Source organism: Streptomyces narbonensis, from assembly GCF_014649015.1.
Taxonomy (GTDB): Bacteria; Actinomycetota; Actinomycetes; order Streptomycetales; family Streptomycetaceae; genus Streptomyces; species Streptomyces narbonensis.
On the sequence record NZ_BMSF01000014.1, the window covers coordinates 59,997 to 75,730 of the forward strand.

Here is a 15,734-nt window from a genome sequence, read left to right on the forward strand (position 1 = left end):
CAGAGCGCGCCGGAACGACCGGAACACCAGAGAAAGCACCAACGAACAGGAAGCAGTCATCACCATGACCACCGATCTCGCCAACCTGGTCCTCACCGACGACGTGGAACAGCAGAACCAGGCGTTCATCGACGCCTTCAACTCGGGCGACGGCGCCATCTTCGACACGCTCTACCGTGACGACGCCATCTCGAACCTCTCGGGCAGCCCGCTGTCGGGCGCGGAGCGCCGCCAGGGCATCATCGACCTGCTGAAGACCGGCCCCAAGCTCGACTCGAAGGTCGTGCAGAACTACGTCGCCGGTGACGTCTCCCTCGTGATCGTCGAGTTCCGCCTCGACGTCGCCGACGGGCAGGGAGGGCGCCAGATCATCACGGGCACCTGCACCGACGTCATGCGGCGCACCGGCGACAACCGCTGGATCATGGCGATCGACCGCCCGCTCGCGGACGAGCTCCCGACCAAGTAGCCGCCCGCCGGATCCGCAGCCCCCACCCGTCGGCCCCGGCCCCGAATCCCCCGCGGGGCCGGCACCAGGAGAGCCCTCCGTCCCCGTGGACGGGGGGCTCTCCGCGCTCTCCGCGCCCCGAGTGTCACCCGCGTCCCGAGTGTCACCCGCGCCCCGGGTATCACCCGTGCGGGGGCGCGTCACCCGTGCGGGCCGCCTGGGCCTCCCTCCGGGTCCCCGTCGGGGAGAGGCCGGGCCACGACGCTCTGGGCGGGTTCCTGATGGCCGCCCGAGGCGAGCACGCGCACCTCGCCCCGGTCGCTGATCTCCGCTCGGATGATGCCCGTCGGGTCGGAGTACACGGGATGACCACCGGGCCCTTTGGAGAGGGTGCGCTCCACGGTCACGACGTCCCGGGCCGAGCCCGCACCGTCAGAGAACACCAGCTCGTACCGGAGTGTGTTCATTTGCCCCATTTTACGCCGCATGTGTGGCGCACACCGCGCCGACCCCGCCCCCTCCGGCACGAAACCGCTGGTTAGAGTGGTGATCGGTTGCGCCGCCGCACCAGGACCACGCGCATGACCGGGCCGACTGTCGACCACAGAGTCCCGTACGACCGTCACTCCCGACTCCTGCCCTGCGCGGCCCCCGGCCGCCCGCCCGGAAACGCCGCATCACATGAGCACCGACACCGCACGCCGTACCGCAGCCGACGGCACGGCTTCCGCCCGCCCCTCCGGCCCCCGCAGGCCGAGGATCGTCGGCCGGGCTCCGGCCCGGCCCGCGCCCGCGGCCGCCTTCCACAGCGTCACCGCGGCGACGGCCGCCCTCCTGGGTCTCGTCGCGATAGGCGCCGTCATCCACGAGCCGGTACTGATACCTCCGCTGGCCGCGAGCGCCGCCCTGGTGCACTGCGCTCCCACCCTTCCCCTCGCCCAGCCCCGCAGCGTCATCGTCGGACACCTGCTGGGAGCCGCCGCCGGCTACGCGGTCGCGGCAGCGGCGGGCAGCAGCACCTGGGCCGCCGCGGTCGCCGCCGGTGTCGCCCTCGCGCTCACGACGCTGGCTCGGACCCCGCACTCCCCGGCCTGCGCGACCGCCGTCGTCATCGTGCTCCAGACGCCCGCGCCGAACCGGTTCGTCCCGCTGCTCTTCGGCGCCACGGTCCTGCTCGTCCTGACCGCGTTCACCGCGTCCCGCATCCGCAGGGGCGCACCGCGGTACCCCGCCTACTGGTGGTGAATCAAGCCACCGTCAGGCCCCTTCGCAGCCCGCTCCCAGGCCGCTCCCGGGCCGTTGTCAGTGGGCGGGGATAGGTTCGTTCCTGTCGCGCCGATCCGGCGTGGACATCCCCTTTGACGTGCATGGGAGAGGTGTCTTGACGGTCTGGGAGACGTCGAGCGTGGCGCGGGTCGTACCGCCCGCGCGACCGCGGAAGCTCGCCAAGGTGCCGTTCGTCGAGCTGGCCGACGGACGGTTGCAGGGTGTCGTGTCCAGCGGGTCCGACATAGGGCGCGTGTACGTGTCCTCGATCGCCGCCGGGACGTACGCGTTCGCGTGCAGCACCAACAACAACCGCCCCTGCGGCGGTGCTCGCGGCTCGTTCTGCAACCACATCCGCGCGCTCGTCGGCGAAGCCGCCCTGCAGTACGGGGCCGAGCGCGTCGCCCGCTACCTGAAGGCCGAGACGCCGGGGCAGGAGCCCGACGCCTCCACGCTCGTCTCGGTGATGACCGCCACGCGCCCCGCCCAGGGCGACACCTCGGCCGCCGCCCCGGTGTTCAGCCGCTTCCTGCGCCACCTGGCCTACCTCGAACGGGAGCCGGTGACCGTGCCGTTGCCCGAGATGCAGTGGTTCCCGCCGACGAGGGCGGTGGCCTGATGCGCACGGATCTGCTCTCCGACCCCGTGGACGGGCTCGACGAGGCCCTCGCGGCCGTCGACGCGTTCGACCGGGTGCTCGTCGCCGGACTGCTCCGTCCGCAGCCCGCGCAGGCCGAGGGCCTCGCCGCGATCACGGAGGCCGTCGCCGGGACGCCACTGGCCTCGCGCGTCGCCGAGGCCGCCGAGAAGACGGCGGCCGGCGCGGCGGGCGAGGAGCACTTCGTCGCCCTCGCCGCCGCCCGCACCGCCCTCATGGGTTCCGTGCACGACGCCCTCGTCGCCCGCGTCGGCGACGTCACGGGCCGACCGCGCGCGGAGGCCGCCGCACCGGCCGAGGGAGACGGGGGCCCCGCCGCCAACGTGCTGGCGGCGGCCCGCGCCTGGCTCTGCGACCTCGCGCGCGCCGGCTGGCAGGGCATCGACCACGAACTGGTCGCCGGTGCGGCGCCCGTCGTCTCCGCGATGCTGCCGGACCCGCTGCTGCGGCGTCAGGCCGCCCTGCTCGACGGCTTCGCCGCCGAACTGGCCGCCTCCTGCCCGGGAGCCACCCTGGAGCGCGTCCCCGTGCGCCGCTGGGCCGACCTCTGGTCCCGCGCGCTGCTGCTGACCCTGCCCGGCGCGACCGGTGCCGCCGCAGGACCGATGACGTCCGCCGCGACCGGCCGCCTGCTACCCCTCGGCGTCGACGTGCAGGAGCACGCGACCGCCGTACAGGCACAGGTCCACGCGGTGTTCGAACCCGCCGACGGCACCGCTCCGCGACTCGTGCGGGCCGCGGTCTCCGCACCCAAGCCGGACACCGTCGTCGGCGCCGGACTCTGGCAGCTGCTCCGCCCGCGGATGTCGCTCCTGGCCGCCGTGAGCGAGGGCCGCTCCATGGAACTCGACGCCATGCCCGTCACGGACGAGGGCGACCTCGTCTGGGACGACGAGCGGGCCCGCGCGGGAGAGCCCGCCGACCCCTTCGCGACGGCCCGGGTGATCCTCTCCACCGCCGCCGACCCGGTGACCGCCCCTCTGGACCGCCACCCGGTCCGGATCGCCGTACCCGTGCTCGTCGAGGGATACACGGTGGAGCGCGAGGACGACGGACCGACGGCGTTCGCCGTCGCCGGGCACCGGCTGGCCGTCGACACCGACCGCGCCCCGGCGGCCGGTCCGCTCACCCCGGAGGCGGTCGCCGCGTCCGGAGCGTGCGTCGGACTGCTCCGCTGGGACGCCGGGCAGTTCGTCCTCCAGCCGCTGGCCGTCGAGACGACCGTGCGGAAGAAGACCGTCGCGGTCCACGCGGGAGCCTGGGCCGGAGGCACCACCGACAAGGTCGGCGTCCGGGCGGAGAAGGCCGCCACGGACTCCGTCGCCGTCCTGCGCGAACGAGCGGGAAGGCTGCTGCGGAAATGACCGACCGCACCCACCCCGGCGACGCCACCGCCGACCTCACCGAAGCCACCGACCCCATCGCCGACCTCACCGAAGCCACCGACCCCATCGCCGTCCCCACCGACCCGGCCACCGCCGTCCCCGCCGTCCCCACCGACGCGGCCATCGCCGTCCCCGCCGACTCCGACGACAACCGCCGCCAGGTCCTCTACTGGCGTCTCCTCGCCCGGCTCTTCGACCACGAGGAGCAGCCCGCCCTGGAGTCCGCGAGCCTCGCCGTCGTCGAGGACATCGGCCTCCCGTCGGCGCTGCTCGACCCGGGCGCGTCCGTCGACTCCGTCGTCCAGCGCCACCCGGAACTGGCCGAGGAGTTCGACGGCCTGATGACCCCGGAGCCCGAGCCGGACGACACCCGCGACCGGGCCGCCGAAGTGCGGCGCGCCGCACTCGCCTCGAAGGTCCTGCTCAACGTCTTCTCCACCGGCTCCGGCACGGTCTCCGCCGGACAGCTGGCGCGCTGGCAGTCGGACGCCGGCTGGCTGGAGCGCGCGCTCGGCTGCCCGCCCGGCGGCCTGCGTGGCGGACGGGCGGCCGGAGCGGGCCTGACCGGCGGCGGCCTCGGTGCCGAGCTCGGCACCGTCGAGGCCGACCTGGTCCAGCGCATGCACCTGCGGGAGGTGCTGGCCGACCCCGCGCTCGCCGCCAAGCTCACCCCGAGCATGTCCCTCATCGAGCAGCTCCTGCGCGACAAGGGCAACCTCTCCGGCATCGCCCTGGCCAACGCCAAGTCCCTCATCCGGCGTTACGTCGACGAGGTCGCCGAGGTGCTGCGCACCCAGGTGGAGAAGGCGACCGTCGGCGAGCTGGACCGCTCGGTCCCGCCCAAGCGGGTCTTCCGGAACCTCGACGTCGACCGCACCATCTGGAAGAACCTCACCAACTGGAGCCCGGAGGAGGAGCGGCTCTACGTCGACCGCCTCTACTACCGGCACACCGTCCGCAGGACCACGCCCCAGCGGCTCGTCGTCGTCGTGGACCAGTCCGGTTCCATGGTCGACTCGATGGTGAACTGCACCATCCTTGCCTCGATCTTCGCCGGTCTGCCGAAGGTGGACGTCCACCTCATCGCGTACGACACCCGCGCGATCGACCTCACCCCCTGGGTGCACGACCCGTTCGACGTGCTGCTCCGCACCAACCTCGGCGGCGGCAACGACGGCCCGGTCGCCATGGCCATGGCCCGGCCGAAGATCGCCGAACCGAAGAACACCGTCATGGTGTGGATCTCCGACTTCTACGAGTTCGACCGCTCCCAGCCCCTCTTCGAGGGCATCGAGGCGGTCCACCGGTCCGGCGTGCGGTTCATCCCCGTCGGCTCGGTGACCAGCTCCGGACGCCAGGAGGTCAACCCCTGGTTCCGCGAGCGGTTCAAGGCACTCGGCACCCCCGTGGTCTCCGGCCACATCGACAAGCTCGTCCACGAACTCAAGACCTTCCTCACCTGAGAGGCCCTTCGCATGTCCGAACTGCTCCGCGCCCCCGCCGAGATCAAGTACGCCGAGGAACTCGACTGGCTGGAATCGATCGACGACAACCCCAAGCCGTTCTCCTGGCGGCTGTCCCCGAAGATGGTGCGCCTCTTCGTCCTCGGCTCCGAGCGCGCCGACGGCCTCGACCGGGAGGTGGCCCAGAAGTGGTTCGGCGACCGCAGCATCGTCGAGCGCTCCATCGTCACCCTGGCCTCCGACCGGGGCCTGCTCCTCATCGGTGACCCCGGCACCGGGAAGAGCTGGCTCGCCGAGCTCCTCGCGGCCGCGATCAGCCGAAACTCGACCCTGGTCGTGCAGGGCACCGCGGGCACCACCGAGGACCACATCAAGTACTCGTGGAACGTGTCCATGGTCATCGCCAAGGGCCAGTCGCGGGAGTCGATGATCCCCTCGCCGATCATGACCGCGATGGAGTCCGGCACCATCGGCCGCTTCGAGGAGCTGACCCGCTCCACCAGCGACGTCCAGGACGCGCTCATCTCGATCCTCTCCGAGAAGTACGTCTCCGTCCCCGAGCTGGAGAGCGACGGCGGCGGCGACAACATCGTCTTCGCCAAGCCCGGCTTCTCGATCATCGCCACCGCCAACAGCCGCGACCGGGGGGTCAACGACCTGTCGTCCGCGCTCAAGCGCCGCTTCAACTTCGTCCGCATCCCGGTCGTGACGAACAAGAAGAGCGAGGCCGAGATCGTCCGCTTCCGCACCGAGGAACTGCTCCGCCGCCACCAGATCGACCTGGACGTGCCGCCCACCCTCCTCGACGTCCTCCTCCAGAGCTTCGCCGACCTCCGCGCCTCCTCCGCGGCGGCCGGCAGCGACGACGAGAAGCTGGAGTCCGCGCTGTCCACCGCCGAACAGATCGGCGTACTGGAGGACGCCGTCCTCCACAGCAACTTCTTCGGCGAGCGCGCCCTGACCGCCCGTACCCTCGCCGCCTCGCTCGTCGGCTCCCTCGCCCGCCGCGAGCCCGAGGACCTCGCCATCCTCAACAAGTACCTGCACGGCGTCGTCGAGCCGCGCGGCAAGGAGGAGGGTGGCTCCTGGCCCGAGTTCCTGGAGGGCGGCCGCGAAGCGATCGCCAAGCTGGCATGAGCGCGGCCCCCGAGACCCCGTTCGCCGCGCTGCGGGGCCAACTCCACGAGGCGGCGGCCGAGTTCGCCGGGGGAGGGGACGCCCTCGAAGGCATCCTCCTCGGCATGGTCGACGACGTCGACCGGGCGGCCGGCGAACCCCTGGAGATCTTCCCCGTCTGCCACCACTCGCCCGCGTCGGCACTCGCCATGGCCCGCCGGCTCCGGGAGAAGCAGCCGAAGGTCGTGTACCTGGAGCTGTGCGAGGACATGGCGCCGCTCCTGACCGAGTTGCGCAACTGCCGGCTGCCGGTCGCCGTGCAGGCGTTCGCCGGCGACATCGACGGCTTCCCGGCCGACTGGGCCCCGCTGTCCGTCGTCGCCCCGATCACCGAGGCCTCCGCCGAGTACCAGGCCATCGCGTACGCCCTCGACACCCCCGGTGTGGAGCTCGTCCTCGTCGACCGCTCCTCCGACCACGTCTTCCAGTGGGACACCCGGCACGACCGGTCAGGAGCCCCGGACGGCACGGACGGGGACACGGCGGCTCCGGCGGGCGCCGCGGGCACGGCGGCCCCCGCGACGAAGGCCGCCGAGGCCGAGGCGGCGCTCCACGGCGAGGCCGTCGGCGTCGAGATCGGCGACCTGCGGCCGCGCTTCGCCGAGCTGGAGGAGCACCTGCTCCGGCACGGCAAGGTCCGCCACTGGTCGGAGTGGTGGCACCAGTACGTGGAGGTCCCGCTCGGCGACAGCGATCACGACACCTACCGCCAGGTCATGTTCCTCATCGGCAGCCTGTTCCGGCGGCTCGCCCCGGGCGACGGCGACCGGGTCCGCGTGGACGAGGACCGCGAGCGCTACATGTGGACCCGGATGCGCGAGCACCTGACCGCGACCGGCACCGACCCGGCGGACTGTCTCTACGTGTGCGGCGCCTTCCACGCCGCGAGCCGCGTCGACGAGTTCGGTGTGGACGGCACCACGGGCGCCGACGGCACCACCGGCTTCACGATCTCCCCGCGGACCGCCACCACCTGGCAGTACGGGCTGATCCCGTCGAGCCACACCGCGATCGAGGCGCAGTTCGGCCTCGCCGCCGGATCGGTGTCGATCGCCGCGACGCAGTGGGCGAAGAACCTCAAGCGCACCCGCGTGAAGCCGTACCGCCTCGAAGGCCAGGCCGGCGCGAAGAAGCCGGCGCCGACGAAGACGGCCGCGAAGGCCGCCGTCCCCGTCGTGCCCGTGGGCGCGGAGGACCGGCTCTCCGGCTTCCTGCGCCGGCCGCCGGTCGTCGACACCCTGGACGAGGCCGAGCTGCTCGGCTGGTCCGTGGACATCGTCCGCGCGGCCCGCCGCAGTGGCTACCTCGCCTCGACGGCCGACGCGATCGCCGTCTTCGAGACGTCGATCCTGCTCGCCGGAATGCGGGACCGGGCCAAGCCGACGCCGTACGACTTCCAGGACGCGGCCGTCACCTGCATCGAGAAGGACTCGGTGCCGGGGCGCCGGGACGTGCGGCGCCTCGTCGAGATCATGATGGGCGGCGACCGGATCGGCCAGGTCGGCTACGACGCGTTGCCGCCCCTCGCGCGCGACGTGTACGACCGGCTGGCGCCGCTGGCGCTCAATCTGGAGCAGCGCGGTGTGCGCCGCGCCCTCCTCGACATGGCCTCGGAGCCGGACCTCCGGGCCTGCTCCGACGTCCTCTGGATGCTCCGCCGGCTGATGCCGCCGGGTGCCGCCCGGCCCATCATGGGAGAGCGGCGGCTCGGCGAGCGCTCGATCCAGGAGTCGTGGGACCTGTCCCTCGGCACCCACCAGCGCGCGCTCATCGAGCTCGGCTACGAGGGCGTGAGCCTCGAACAGGTCCTGGAGCAGCGGCTGCGGCGCACGGCGTACGGGCCGCAGGCGACGACCGCGCAGGTCCTGGCGGCGGTCGAGGACGCGACGCTGTACCTCGGCGGCCGACGCCTCGCCGAGGAGCTGGGGACCCGGGCCCTGGAGGTCCTGGCCGCCGAGCGGACGGTGGACGGGGCCCCGGAGGTGCTGCGCAGGGTCCGCGGCCTCCTCGCGTACTACCGGACGAGCGAAGCGGTGCTGCCGCCGTGGATCGAGTCGTTCGTCCGGACCGGTTACGCCCACTACTGCACCCTGCTGCCGACCGCCTTCCGGGACGAGGACGCGACGGCCGGGCAGGTGGCGGCCATGCTGGGCTTCCTGTTCAGCATGGAGAGCCTGGCCCTCTCGCTGGGCTGCGACCGGACGCAGCTCGAACTGTCGGTGGCGCAGTCGCACCCGCAGGACCCTGCGAAGACGGCGCTGCTGTGGGCGGCGCAGGTACAGCTCGGCACGCTCTCCCGGGCGGAGCTGAGGGCCCGCTGCGACGAGCTCCTCGGCAACCCCCTGGTGGTGCCCTCCTATCCGCGCTACCTCAGCGGTTTCGTCCACGCGCTCGAACCGGTGCCGGGACTCGCCGACGTCGTGGTGGAGGCCGTGTCGAACGCCTTCGGGCGGCTGCCGGACGCCGTCCTGCTGCCGTGGCTGCCGGTCCTCATCACCACGCTCCGGTCGAACGCGACGGAGCTGGCCCCGCTGCTCATCCGCGAGGCGGGACGCATCTTCCCGGCCCGGCTCGCCGCCCTGGACGCCTGGGTCCCGCCCTGGCGGCAGCAGCCGGTGGCGCTCGCGGCGGCCCGTACCCGTCCGGACTCCACGGCCCCAGGGGGCGTGGCGCTGCTCCCGGCGCACCCGGAGACCTGCGACGCGCTCGCGGAGCTGCTGGGCTGCGCGGACGGCTGGGAGCCGGCGGGCACCGCGTCCCGCCGCCCGTCCCTGACGGACCGCCACCCCGACACGGCGCGTGCGGTGGCGGCCCTCCTCGCGGGCGCATGACGCCCCCGCGAGGCCGTTGACGTGATGCGCGTCACTGCCCGGGCGGTCCGGCCCGGGCATACGCGATCATGAAGGGATGGACACTCGTTTCCTCTCCATCGCCGAAGTGGCCGAAGTCCCCTCCGTGGCCGTCGTCGTCGACGTCATGCGCGCCTACACGGTGGCCGCCTGGGCCTTCGCCCGGGGCGCGGAGAAGATCGTGCTCGCCGGGTCGCTGGACGAAGCCCTCGCGCTCAAGTCCCGTCACCCGGACTGGATCGCGCTCAAGGACGGTCCGCCCGCAGCCGGCTTCGACGCCGTCAACTCCCCGGGCCTGCTGCGCTCCCTCGACCTCGACGGGCGGACCGTCGTCCAGAAGACCACGGCGGGGACGGTCGGCGCCCTCGCGGTCAAGGACGCGTCGCTGGTGCTGTGCGCCGGTTTCGTGGTCGCGGAGGCCACGGCCGGGGTCCTGCGGGCCCGGGGGAGCGAGGGTGTCACGTTCGTGGTCACCGGCGAGGACGGTCAGGCCGACGAGGACCTGGCGTGCGCGCAGTACATCGCCCGGAGGGTCACCGAGACGGAGACCGGCGCGGCGGAGTTCCTGCGCCGCGCCGACACGTCACGCGCCGCCGCCGAACTGAGGGAGGGCGTGCGCAAGGGAGTTCATCCTGACGACGTCGCCCTCTGCCTGGAGCTCGACCGCTTCCCCTTCGCCATGGTGGCGACCGTGGAGGACTCGCTCATGGTCCTGCGGCCGGTGGCCGTCTCCTCGCCGACGGACGAGGCCTGAGCAGCCGGCCACGGCAGGTGACGGACGTCAGCGACCTCCGTCACCGGCGCCCGGACCGCTGCCATCCGGACCGCTGCCGTCCGGTGCACTGCCGTCCGGACCGCTGCCGTCCGGACCGGCCGGGTTTTTCGGGCCGCCGACCGCCGGAGCCCGGCCGAGCGCGCGGACGGCCGGGACGCAGAGCATGACCCCCAGGAGCGCGACACCCGTCACGGCGGAGAAGAGCAGCACGCGGTCGGCCCCGAAGGACTCCGCCGCCGGACCGGCCAGCGCCCGGCCGAGCGGGATCACCATGATGGAGCCGGCGATGTCGTAGGCCGAGACACGGCTGAGGACGGCCAGCGGGATGTGGGACTGCACGCTCGTCGCCCACATGACCCCCCAGAAGGCGAAGCCGCAGCCGGCCACGACGCCGGTGACCGCCGTGAGCGTGAACGACCAGCCGAGGGCCGGGGCCAGGGGGTTGAGCGAGAAGAACAGCATGGCGAGCGCTCCCGCGACGAGTGGCCGACGAGGTTTGACGCGCATACCGAGCAGCCCGCCCACGATCGTGCCGGCCCCGTCGGCCGAGGCGATCCAGCCGTAGCCGCTCGCCCCGTGCTGCTCCGTGAGCAGCGCCGCGCCCAGCGGCAGCGCCGGGCCGAAGACGAAAAGGCCGTAGACCGCCCAGACGGCGATGACACCCCACAGCCAGGACCGGGACCGGAACTCGTGCCACCCCGTGGCCAGCCGCTGCCACAGCGGGTCGGCGCTGTCGTCCTCGGCGGTGCTCAGCTTCCGCAGCGGCGCGAGGCCCAGCGCGCTGAGCGCGTACGCCGCCGCGATCACCAGGAAGGAGCCCGCCACGTCCCAGTAGGCGACCAGGAGCCCCGCGAGGCCCGGGCCGAGCAGGGTGCATATCGCCTCGGATATCCGCAGCAGCGCGTTGGCCCGCTGGATGTCCTCGGCGACCTGGGGGACCATACTCGCCAGGCCCGGCTGGAACATGGCCGTCGCTGCGCCGCTGACCGCGAGCAGCGCCATGATGTGCCAGAGCCGCACCCCGCCCGCGGCCAGCAGCGCCGCGAGCGCGAGCATGGCCACCAGGCGCACCACGTCGGCGCCGACCATCATCACCTGCGGGGTGAACCGGTCCGCGAGGACTCCGCCGACCAGGACCAGCAGCACGATCGGCGCCATCCACGCGGCCAGCGCGTATCCGACGCCGGCGGCCCCGTAGCCCGCGCCGAGGACGGCGGTCGTGAGCGAGACCATCAGCATGCCGTCGGCGAGCAGGGACGCGCTGCGGGCGGTGAAGAAGAGCCGGAAGCGGCTCGACCGCCACGGGCTGGGAAGCGTGTCCGGCTCCTGCCGGACGGTCACACCATCGGTTTCCATCGTCATGTCACATCCGCCGGTCCCGGCCGGTCCCTTCCGAGAGAATCTGCTGCCGGACCCAGGCGTCGCTCAGGTCGGCCTCCGCCGGCGGGTCCTGGACGATCACGTACCGCCGGGGAGCGAGGAGTCCGGGACGGCCGGGGAGGACGTCCATGAACGCGGCGTGAGCCCCCGCCGGGGTCAGCGGGCCGCCCCCGGCGGCGATGTACGCCGTGAGCCCCGGCCCGGCTGCCCCGTCCGGCGACCCACCGTCCGGCGGGGGAGCCGTCGTGACGTGTACGGGCACGCCGTCGAGGGCCCGGCTCAGGGCCTCCGCCACGGCGGGCGGCGACACCCAGGAGCCGTCGACCCGCTCCCAGTCCGGGCCGCGCTCGACAGGCCGGACCCCCGTCACCTCGCTGAGCGTGTCCAGTGGCACGTCCCCCACTGCGGCCGCCTCCAGGAGACGTACCAGGCCGACGACGAAGCCCTCTGCCTGCTCCCGCGGGAACAGCGCGGGGTCCGCCCACACGCCGAGCCGCAGCAGCGGGTCCGTCTCGTGGACGAAGGTCAGGACGCGCGTCGGCAGCACCTGCACCTCGCCCCAACTGAGCTCCAGCTCCGGTCCGATGACGGTCTCGTCGCCGGAGGGGAGCGAGGACGGCAGCGCGGTGGGCAGGGTGCTCACGTCGTTGAAGGCGACGTCGCGCGCGAACCGGCTGCCGCGCTCGAAGGTCGTCCTGTCGATCATCTCCCACAGGCTCACCGCGTCGAAGCGGCTGTGCCGGTAGGCGTTGAGCGCCGCGCCCCAGGCCTTGCTGAGGAGCACGTCGAAGGACGGAACCCGGACGTCGAGGCAGAGCAGGGCGTCCTGCGAGAGGGTGTTGACCGAGCGGGTCAGCCTGGGCTCGTGCCGGTTGGCGGTCGGGACGGCGGTCACACAGGCCGGCTGGCCCGCTCGGTGCGCGAGGAGCGCGCACCAGGCCGTGAGCAGCACCGTCGCCGGGAGGCCGCCGGTGCGCTCCGCGACGGCCGCCAGGGCGCGGGCGCCCCGCCGCGACCGCAGGGTGAGCCGCGGGGCGGCGGCCTCGGTGCCCCCGGCACCCGGCTCCGCGAACATGGCCTGCGGTCCGGTGCGGATGATCCGCTCCCAATACCGCAGCGACGCGGCGGACTTGCGGATCCCGGTGGGGGCCGCCTCCTCCGCGGCGAGGCCCAGGGGCGTGAGAGCCGTCAGCGCGGGCAGCGTCCCGCCGGACAACAGCGTGAGCCATTCCTCCTTCAGGACGGCGAGGGCGCTGATGTCGGTGACGGCATGGCTGGCCGCCACGGCGGCGTACGCCACCGCGCCGTCGAGGGCGACCAGGGTCACCCGGAGGGGGAAGTCCCGGTCCAGGCGGAAGCGCTCGCCACGGGCCTCGCGCGCCAGCGACTCCGCGTAGACGGCGGCATCGCCGGGCAGTTCGTCGTGGTCGAGGACGGTGACCGTGAACGCCCCGGCGGCGGCCACGACTTGCTCGCGAGGAGCGGATCCCGGGTCGTGCGGGAAGGTGGTGCGCAGCCCCTCGTGCCGTACCGCGAGGGTACGCAGGGCGTCGACGGCCGCCGCCGTGCCGGTCCCGGCGGGCGTCGGCCACACGTCGTGGATGTTGATGTGCTCGGGCTCGTCCCGCAGGACGCAGCGGATCATGTTGGCCTGCCCCATCGTGACGGGCCCCCGACGCTCCTCGCCGCCCTCGTACGCCACGGTGAGAGTGGCCGCGCGTGCCGGTGCGGGAGTGTCCTTGAGCCGCGAGGAGTCTCGCTCACTCACCATGTGATGCCTTTCACGGACTTCGTGGAGCGGGTCAGGTGGCCCCAGGCGTCGATCAGGAGGGCGAACTCCGCCATGTCGGACCGGGCTTCGTCGAGGAGCTGTCCGCGCTCGGCGGCGAGGACGTCGGCGGCCCCGGCGTAGCGGCCGCCGAGCTTGCGGTAGGAGCGGTCGACGACGTCGAGCCGCTCGATGTTCTCGGCGGGGTCCAGGCGGGTGCTGTCCCTGACGAAGCCGGCGACGGCGTCCGCGCGGACACGGCCGTCGCTGTCGAGCAGCTCCGCTCCCGCGGCGGCCATCCGGTCGTACACGGCGCCGAAGTACGGCGTGGAAAGGAAGAACTTGGCGAGCCGGCGGTGGTAGGCGAGGAATCCCGAGTCGGAACGGCGTTCGTTCGTATGGAAGTTGACGATATGGCGGTTGTGGAGGACGCCGGGCAGCCGGGCGTCGTGGACCAGGTGGATGAGGAAGTAGTCGCTGCCGATGGTGTCGGTGGCGGGAGGCAGCGGCACCCGACTGTAGACCTCACTCGTGAAGGCGATGTTGCACATGTCCACGCGCGTGGGGCCGATGCTGGTGAGCGTCGAGAGGTCACGGGTGAAGGGGGTGGTCCCGGCGCCGCGGAACGACTCGGCGATGAGGTTCCTGCGCCAGATCTCCGGATAGCCGGCGGGGACCGAAAGACCGATGACGTCCTCGTAGACGGCGGGGTCGAGCCGGTGGATCTCCTCGACGTCCACGGACATCTCGCCGATGAAGGAGCCGCCGACCATGGCCACCGGCCGGTCCGCGTGCGCGGGGTCGAGCCTGCTCCGCGAGACGCGTCCGGCGAGGTCGGCGGGCAGCCGCCCCAGGGACGTCAGCTCGTGGTGGATCGGGAACACCGGTCCGTCCTCGTCCGGATGCCCGGAAGGGGAGCGGGAAGGGGACCGGGACTGGTAGCGGCTGTCGGAGTCCCGGCGGTGCACCGACGCGCAGCCCAGGGACTCCGCGATCAGGAAGGCGCGGTCTGTGCAGGCGCCGTAGGACAAGCGGGACGGCAGCAGCAGGTCGAGCACCCGCTCGGGCTCCGGAACACCCGATGCGGCGGTCACCTCCCGCAGGAAGGTCCGCTGCTCGGTCTCGTCGAGGTGGTGGACGACCACGCCCGGTACCGGCGGCAGACCGGCCACCGTCGCCCGGTGGCCGGCGAGCACCGGCGCCTCGGAGGAGTCCAGGACCAGGAGGTGCACTTCGACACCGAACCGGCGGGCGCCGTAGGCGGCCTCCTCGGCGACCGCGCTGATGGTCTCGGAGCAGGCCCGGTTGGTGGGGAGGGTCAGGCAGACGCGGCGCACGCCGGTTCTCCGTCCCCGCTCCGACCAACCCTCGCGGAAGCGCCGGTGGTCGCGGCCACGTTCGTACCGGCATCTCCGGCCGAGGTCGCCCCGGAATCCCCGACCGCCGTCGCGCCGGCTTCGGCCGACTCGTGCCACGAGGTGAGCCCGAGGAGCCGGCTGCCGAGCCCGGTCAGTTCGGCCGTGGGGTAGCGCTTGGACTCGTGCAGCACCGGATCGCCGACGAGCGTGCGGTTCCAGCGGGGAGTGCGCAGGTGCCGCCAGGACTCGACGCGGGAGCGTCGCAGCCTGTCGTGCTCCTCGAGCGCCGGCATCATCGACAGGTACTGGACGGCCCGCACTCCGTTCTCGGAGGCGTTGCGCGCCACGCCGTGGGCGAGGAGGCCGTTCCAGATCAGCAGGTCGCCGGGGTGGAGGTCGGGCCGTTGGACGGGGAACTCGGTCCGGTCCACGGCGGGACGCAGCGGGTCCCGGTCGGCAGGCTGGGCGACCTTCCACTCGTCGAACCGCCGGAACAGCTCGGGGTCGCACTGGAAGCCGCCGGTCTCGGGCCGGGTGTCGTTGAGCGCGATGATTCCCTGCACCCGCTGCGGCGGGACGCCGAGCGTCGTGTCGATGTCCCAGTGCAGCTCGATGTCGAAGCCCCGGTCCGTGGGCTCGATCAGGGCCCGGTCACGGTTGCCGACGTTGGGCGGGTTGAGGTTGAGCCGGTCCAGCGTGACCCACAGCTCCTCACAGTCCCAGACGTCGACGAAGGCGTCGTAGACGCGCTGTGACTGGCGGCTGTTCCACAGCAGTTGGTGGTGGTACGCCTCGACGAAGCCGTACACGTGCAGCTGTTGGTCCAGTTCGGAGCGGAACGGCCTTTCCTCGTACCAGCTTTCCGGTCGGTCCGGGTCGAGCCCCTGGAAGTCCCAGGTGAAGTCGAGGAGCTGCTGGGCGTCCTCCGCCGGTATCGCCTCTCGGACGATGACGTACCCGTACGCCTGCCAATGGGCGAAGTCCTCCTCGGACAGCACCCTTAGGGGGCGGGACTTCTTGAGTTCCCGCAAGGTGGTCTGTGCGAGATAGGACTCGCCGTCCGCGCTGAAGTACGGAAGGTCCGACGCCGCTCTGTGCAGACGGGGGCGGCGAGGGCGGCCGTGGGGAGCGGGGGTCGTCATGGGGTCCCTCCAGAACGGGGTCAGGCCCCAGGGGGCCTCCTGCCGATTACGCAGCAGCATTGGTTT

Annotated in this window: 13 protein-coding genes; 8 read left to right on the forward strand and 5 right to left on the reverse strand. The window is 72.8% G+C overall.

The features are described from left to right. Nucleotides 1–64 precede the first annotated feature (64 nt). Complete coding sequence (locus IE124_RS25040; protein ID WP_189510392.1) at nucleotides 65–469, forward strand: YybH family protein; 405 nt, start codon at nucleotides 65–67, stop codon at nucleotides 467–469. Between the two features lie 179 nt (nucleotides 470–648). Here IE124_RS25040 and IE124_RS25045 read toward each other — a convergent pair whose 3' ends face one another. Beyond that, entirely contained in the window at nucleotides 649–915 is a 267-nt protein-coding gene (locus IE124_RS25045) for a DUF6296 family protein (RefSeq protein ID WP_370468816.1), read from the reverse strand. A gap of 214 nt (nucleotides 916–1,129) precedes the next feature. On the opposite strand from IE124_RS25045, the gene IE124_RS25050 reads away from it, so the two are divergent. The 7 genes from IE124_RS25050 to IE124_RS25080 all read left to right on the forward strand — a co-directional run bounded on the left by IE124_RS25050 (nucleotide 1,130) and on the right by IE124_RS25080 (nucleotide 9,999). Further along, nucleotides 1,130–1,693: an HPP family protein gene (locus IE124_RS25050; protein ID WP_189510396.1), complete on the forward strand. Its 564-nt coding sequence runs from the start codon at nucleotides 1,130–1,132 to the stop codon at nucleotides 1,691–1,693. Nucleotides 1,694–1,829: 136 nt separating this feature from the next. Continuing rightward, nucleotides 1,830–2,333: a hypothetical protein gene (locus IE124_RS25055; RefSeq protein ID WP_189510398.1), complete on the forward strand. Its 504-nt coding sequence runs from the start codon at nucleotides 1,830–1,832 to the stop codon at nucleotides 2,331–2,333. Beyond that, nucleotides 2,303–3,736: a hypothetical protein gene (locus IE124_RS25060; protein ID WP_189510400.1), complete on the forward strand. Its 1,434-nt coding sequence runs from the start codon at nucleotides 2,303–2,305 to the stop codon at nucleotides 3,734–3,736. Before IE124_RS25055 ends, IE124_RS25060 begins: the two co-directional genes overlap by 31 nt. After that, nucleotides 3,733–5,220 carry a VWA domain-containing protein gene (locus IE124_RS25065; RefSeq protein ID WP_229832830.1) on the forward strand — a complete coding sequence of 496 codons (1,488 nt, stop codon included), beginning with the start codon at nucleotides 3,733–3,735 and terminating at the stop codon, nucleotides 5,218–5,220. Before IE124_RS25060 ends, IE124_RS25065 begins: the two co-directional genes overlap by 4 nt. Nucleotides 5,221–5,232: 12 nt before the next feature. Further along, nucleotides 5,233–6,357 carry an ATP-binding protein gene (locus IE124_RS25070; RefSeq protein WP_189510403.1) on the forward strand — a complete coding sequence of 375 codons (1,125 nt, stop codon included), beginning with the start codon at nucleotides 5,233–5,235 and terminating at the stop codon, nucleotides 6,355–6,357. Next, the gene (locus tag IE124_RS25075) at nucleotides 6,354–9,227 is read left to right on the forward strand and encodes a DUF5682 family protein (protein ID WP_189510407.1); all 2,874 of its coding nucleotides are present in this window, start codon (nucleotides 6,354–6,356) and stop codon (nucleotides 9,225–9,227) included. Before IE124_RS25070 ends, IE124_RS25075 begins: the two co-directional genes overlap by 4 nt. Nucleotides 9,228–9,303: 76 nt before the next feature. Further along, nucleotides 9,304–9,999, forward strand: coding sequence for a 2-phosphosulfolactate phosphatase (locus IE124_RS25080; RefSeq protein WP_189510410.1), 696 nt, complete (start codon nucleotides 9,304–9,306; stop codon nucleotides 9,997–9,999). Nucleotides 10,000–10,026: 27 nt separating this feature from the next. On the opposite strand, the gene IE124_RS25085 is transcribed toward IE124_RS25080, so the two are convergent. The 4 genes from IE124_RS25085 to IE124_RS25100 are packed head-to-tail and all read right to left on the reverse strand — an operon-like array spanning nucleotide 10,027 to nucleotide 15,668. Then, complete coding sequence (locus IE124_RS25085) at nucleotides 10,027–11,376, reverse strand: MFS transporter (RefSeq protein ID WP_189510788.1); 1,350 nt, start codon at nucleotides 11,374–11,376, stop codon at nucleotides 10,027–10,029. A gap of 7 nt (nucleotides 11,377–11,383) precedes the next feature. Further along, the gene (locus IE124_RS25090) at nucleotides 11,384–13,171 is read right to left on the reverse strand and encodes a condensation domain-containing protein (RefSeq protein ID WP_189510413.1); all 1,788 of its coding nucleotides are present in this window, start codon (nucleotides 13,169–13,171) and stop codon (nucleotides 11,384–11,386) included. Further along, nucleotides 13,165–14,505 carry a DUF6271 family protein gene (locus tag IE124_RS25095; RefSeq protein ID WP_189510418.1) on the reverse strand — a complete coding sequence of 447 codons (1,341 nt, stop codon included), beginning with the start codon at nucleotides 14,503–14,505 and terminating at the stop codon, nucleotides 13,165–13,167. The genes IE124_RS25090 and IE124_RS25095 overlap by 7 nt, the downstream gene beginning before the upstream one ends. Continuing rightward, nucleotides 14,487–15,668 (reverse strand): phytanoyl-CoA dioxygenase family protein, encoded by a 1,182-nt coding sequence (locus IE124_RS25100; protein ID WP_189510421.1) that lies wholly within the window; start codon nucleotides 15,666–15,668, stop codon nucleotides 14,487–14,489. The genes IE124_RS25095 and IE124_RS25100 overlap by 19 nt, the downstream gene beginning before the upstream one ends. Between the last annotated feature and the right edge of the window lie 66 nt (nucleotides 15,669–15,734).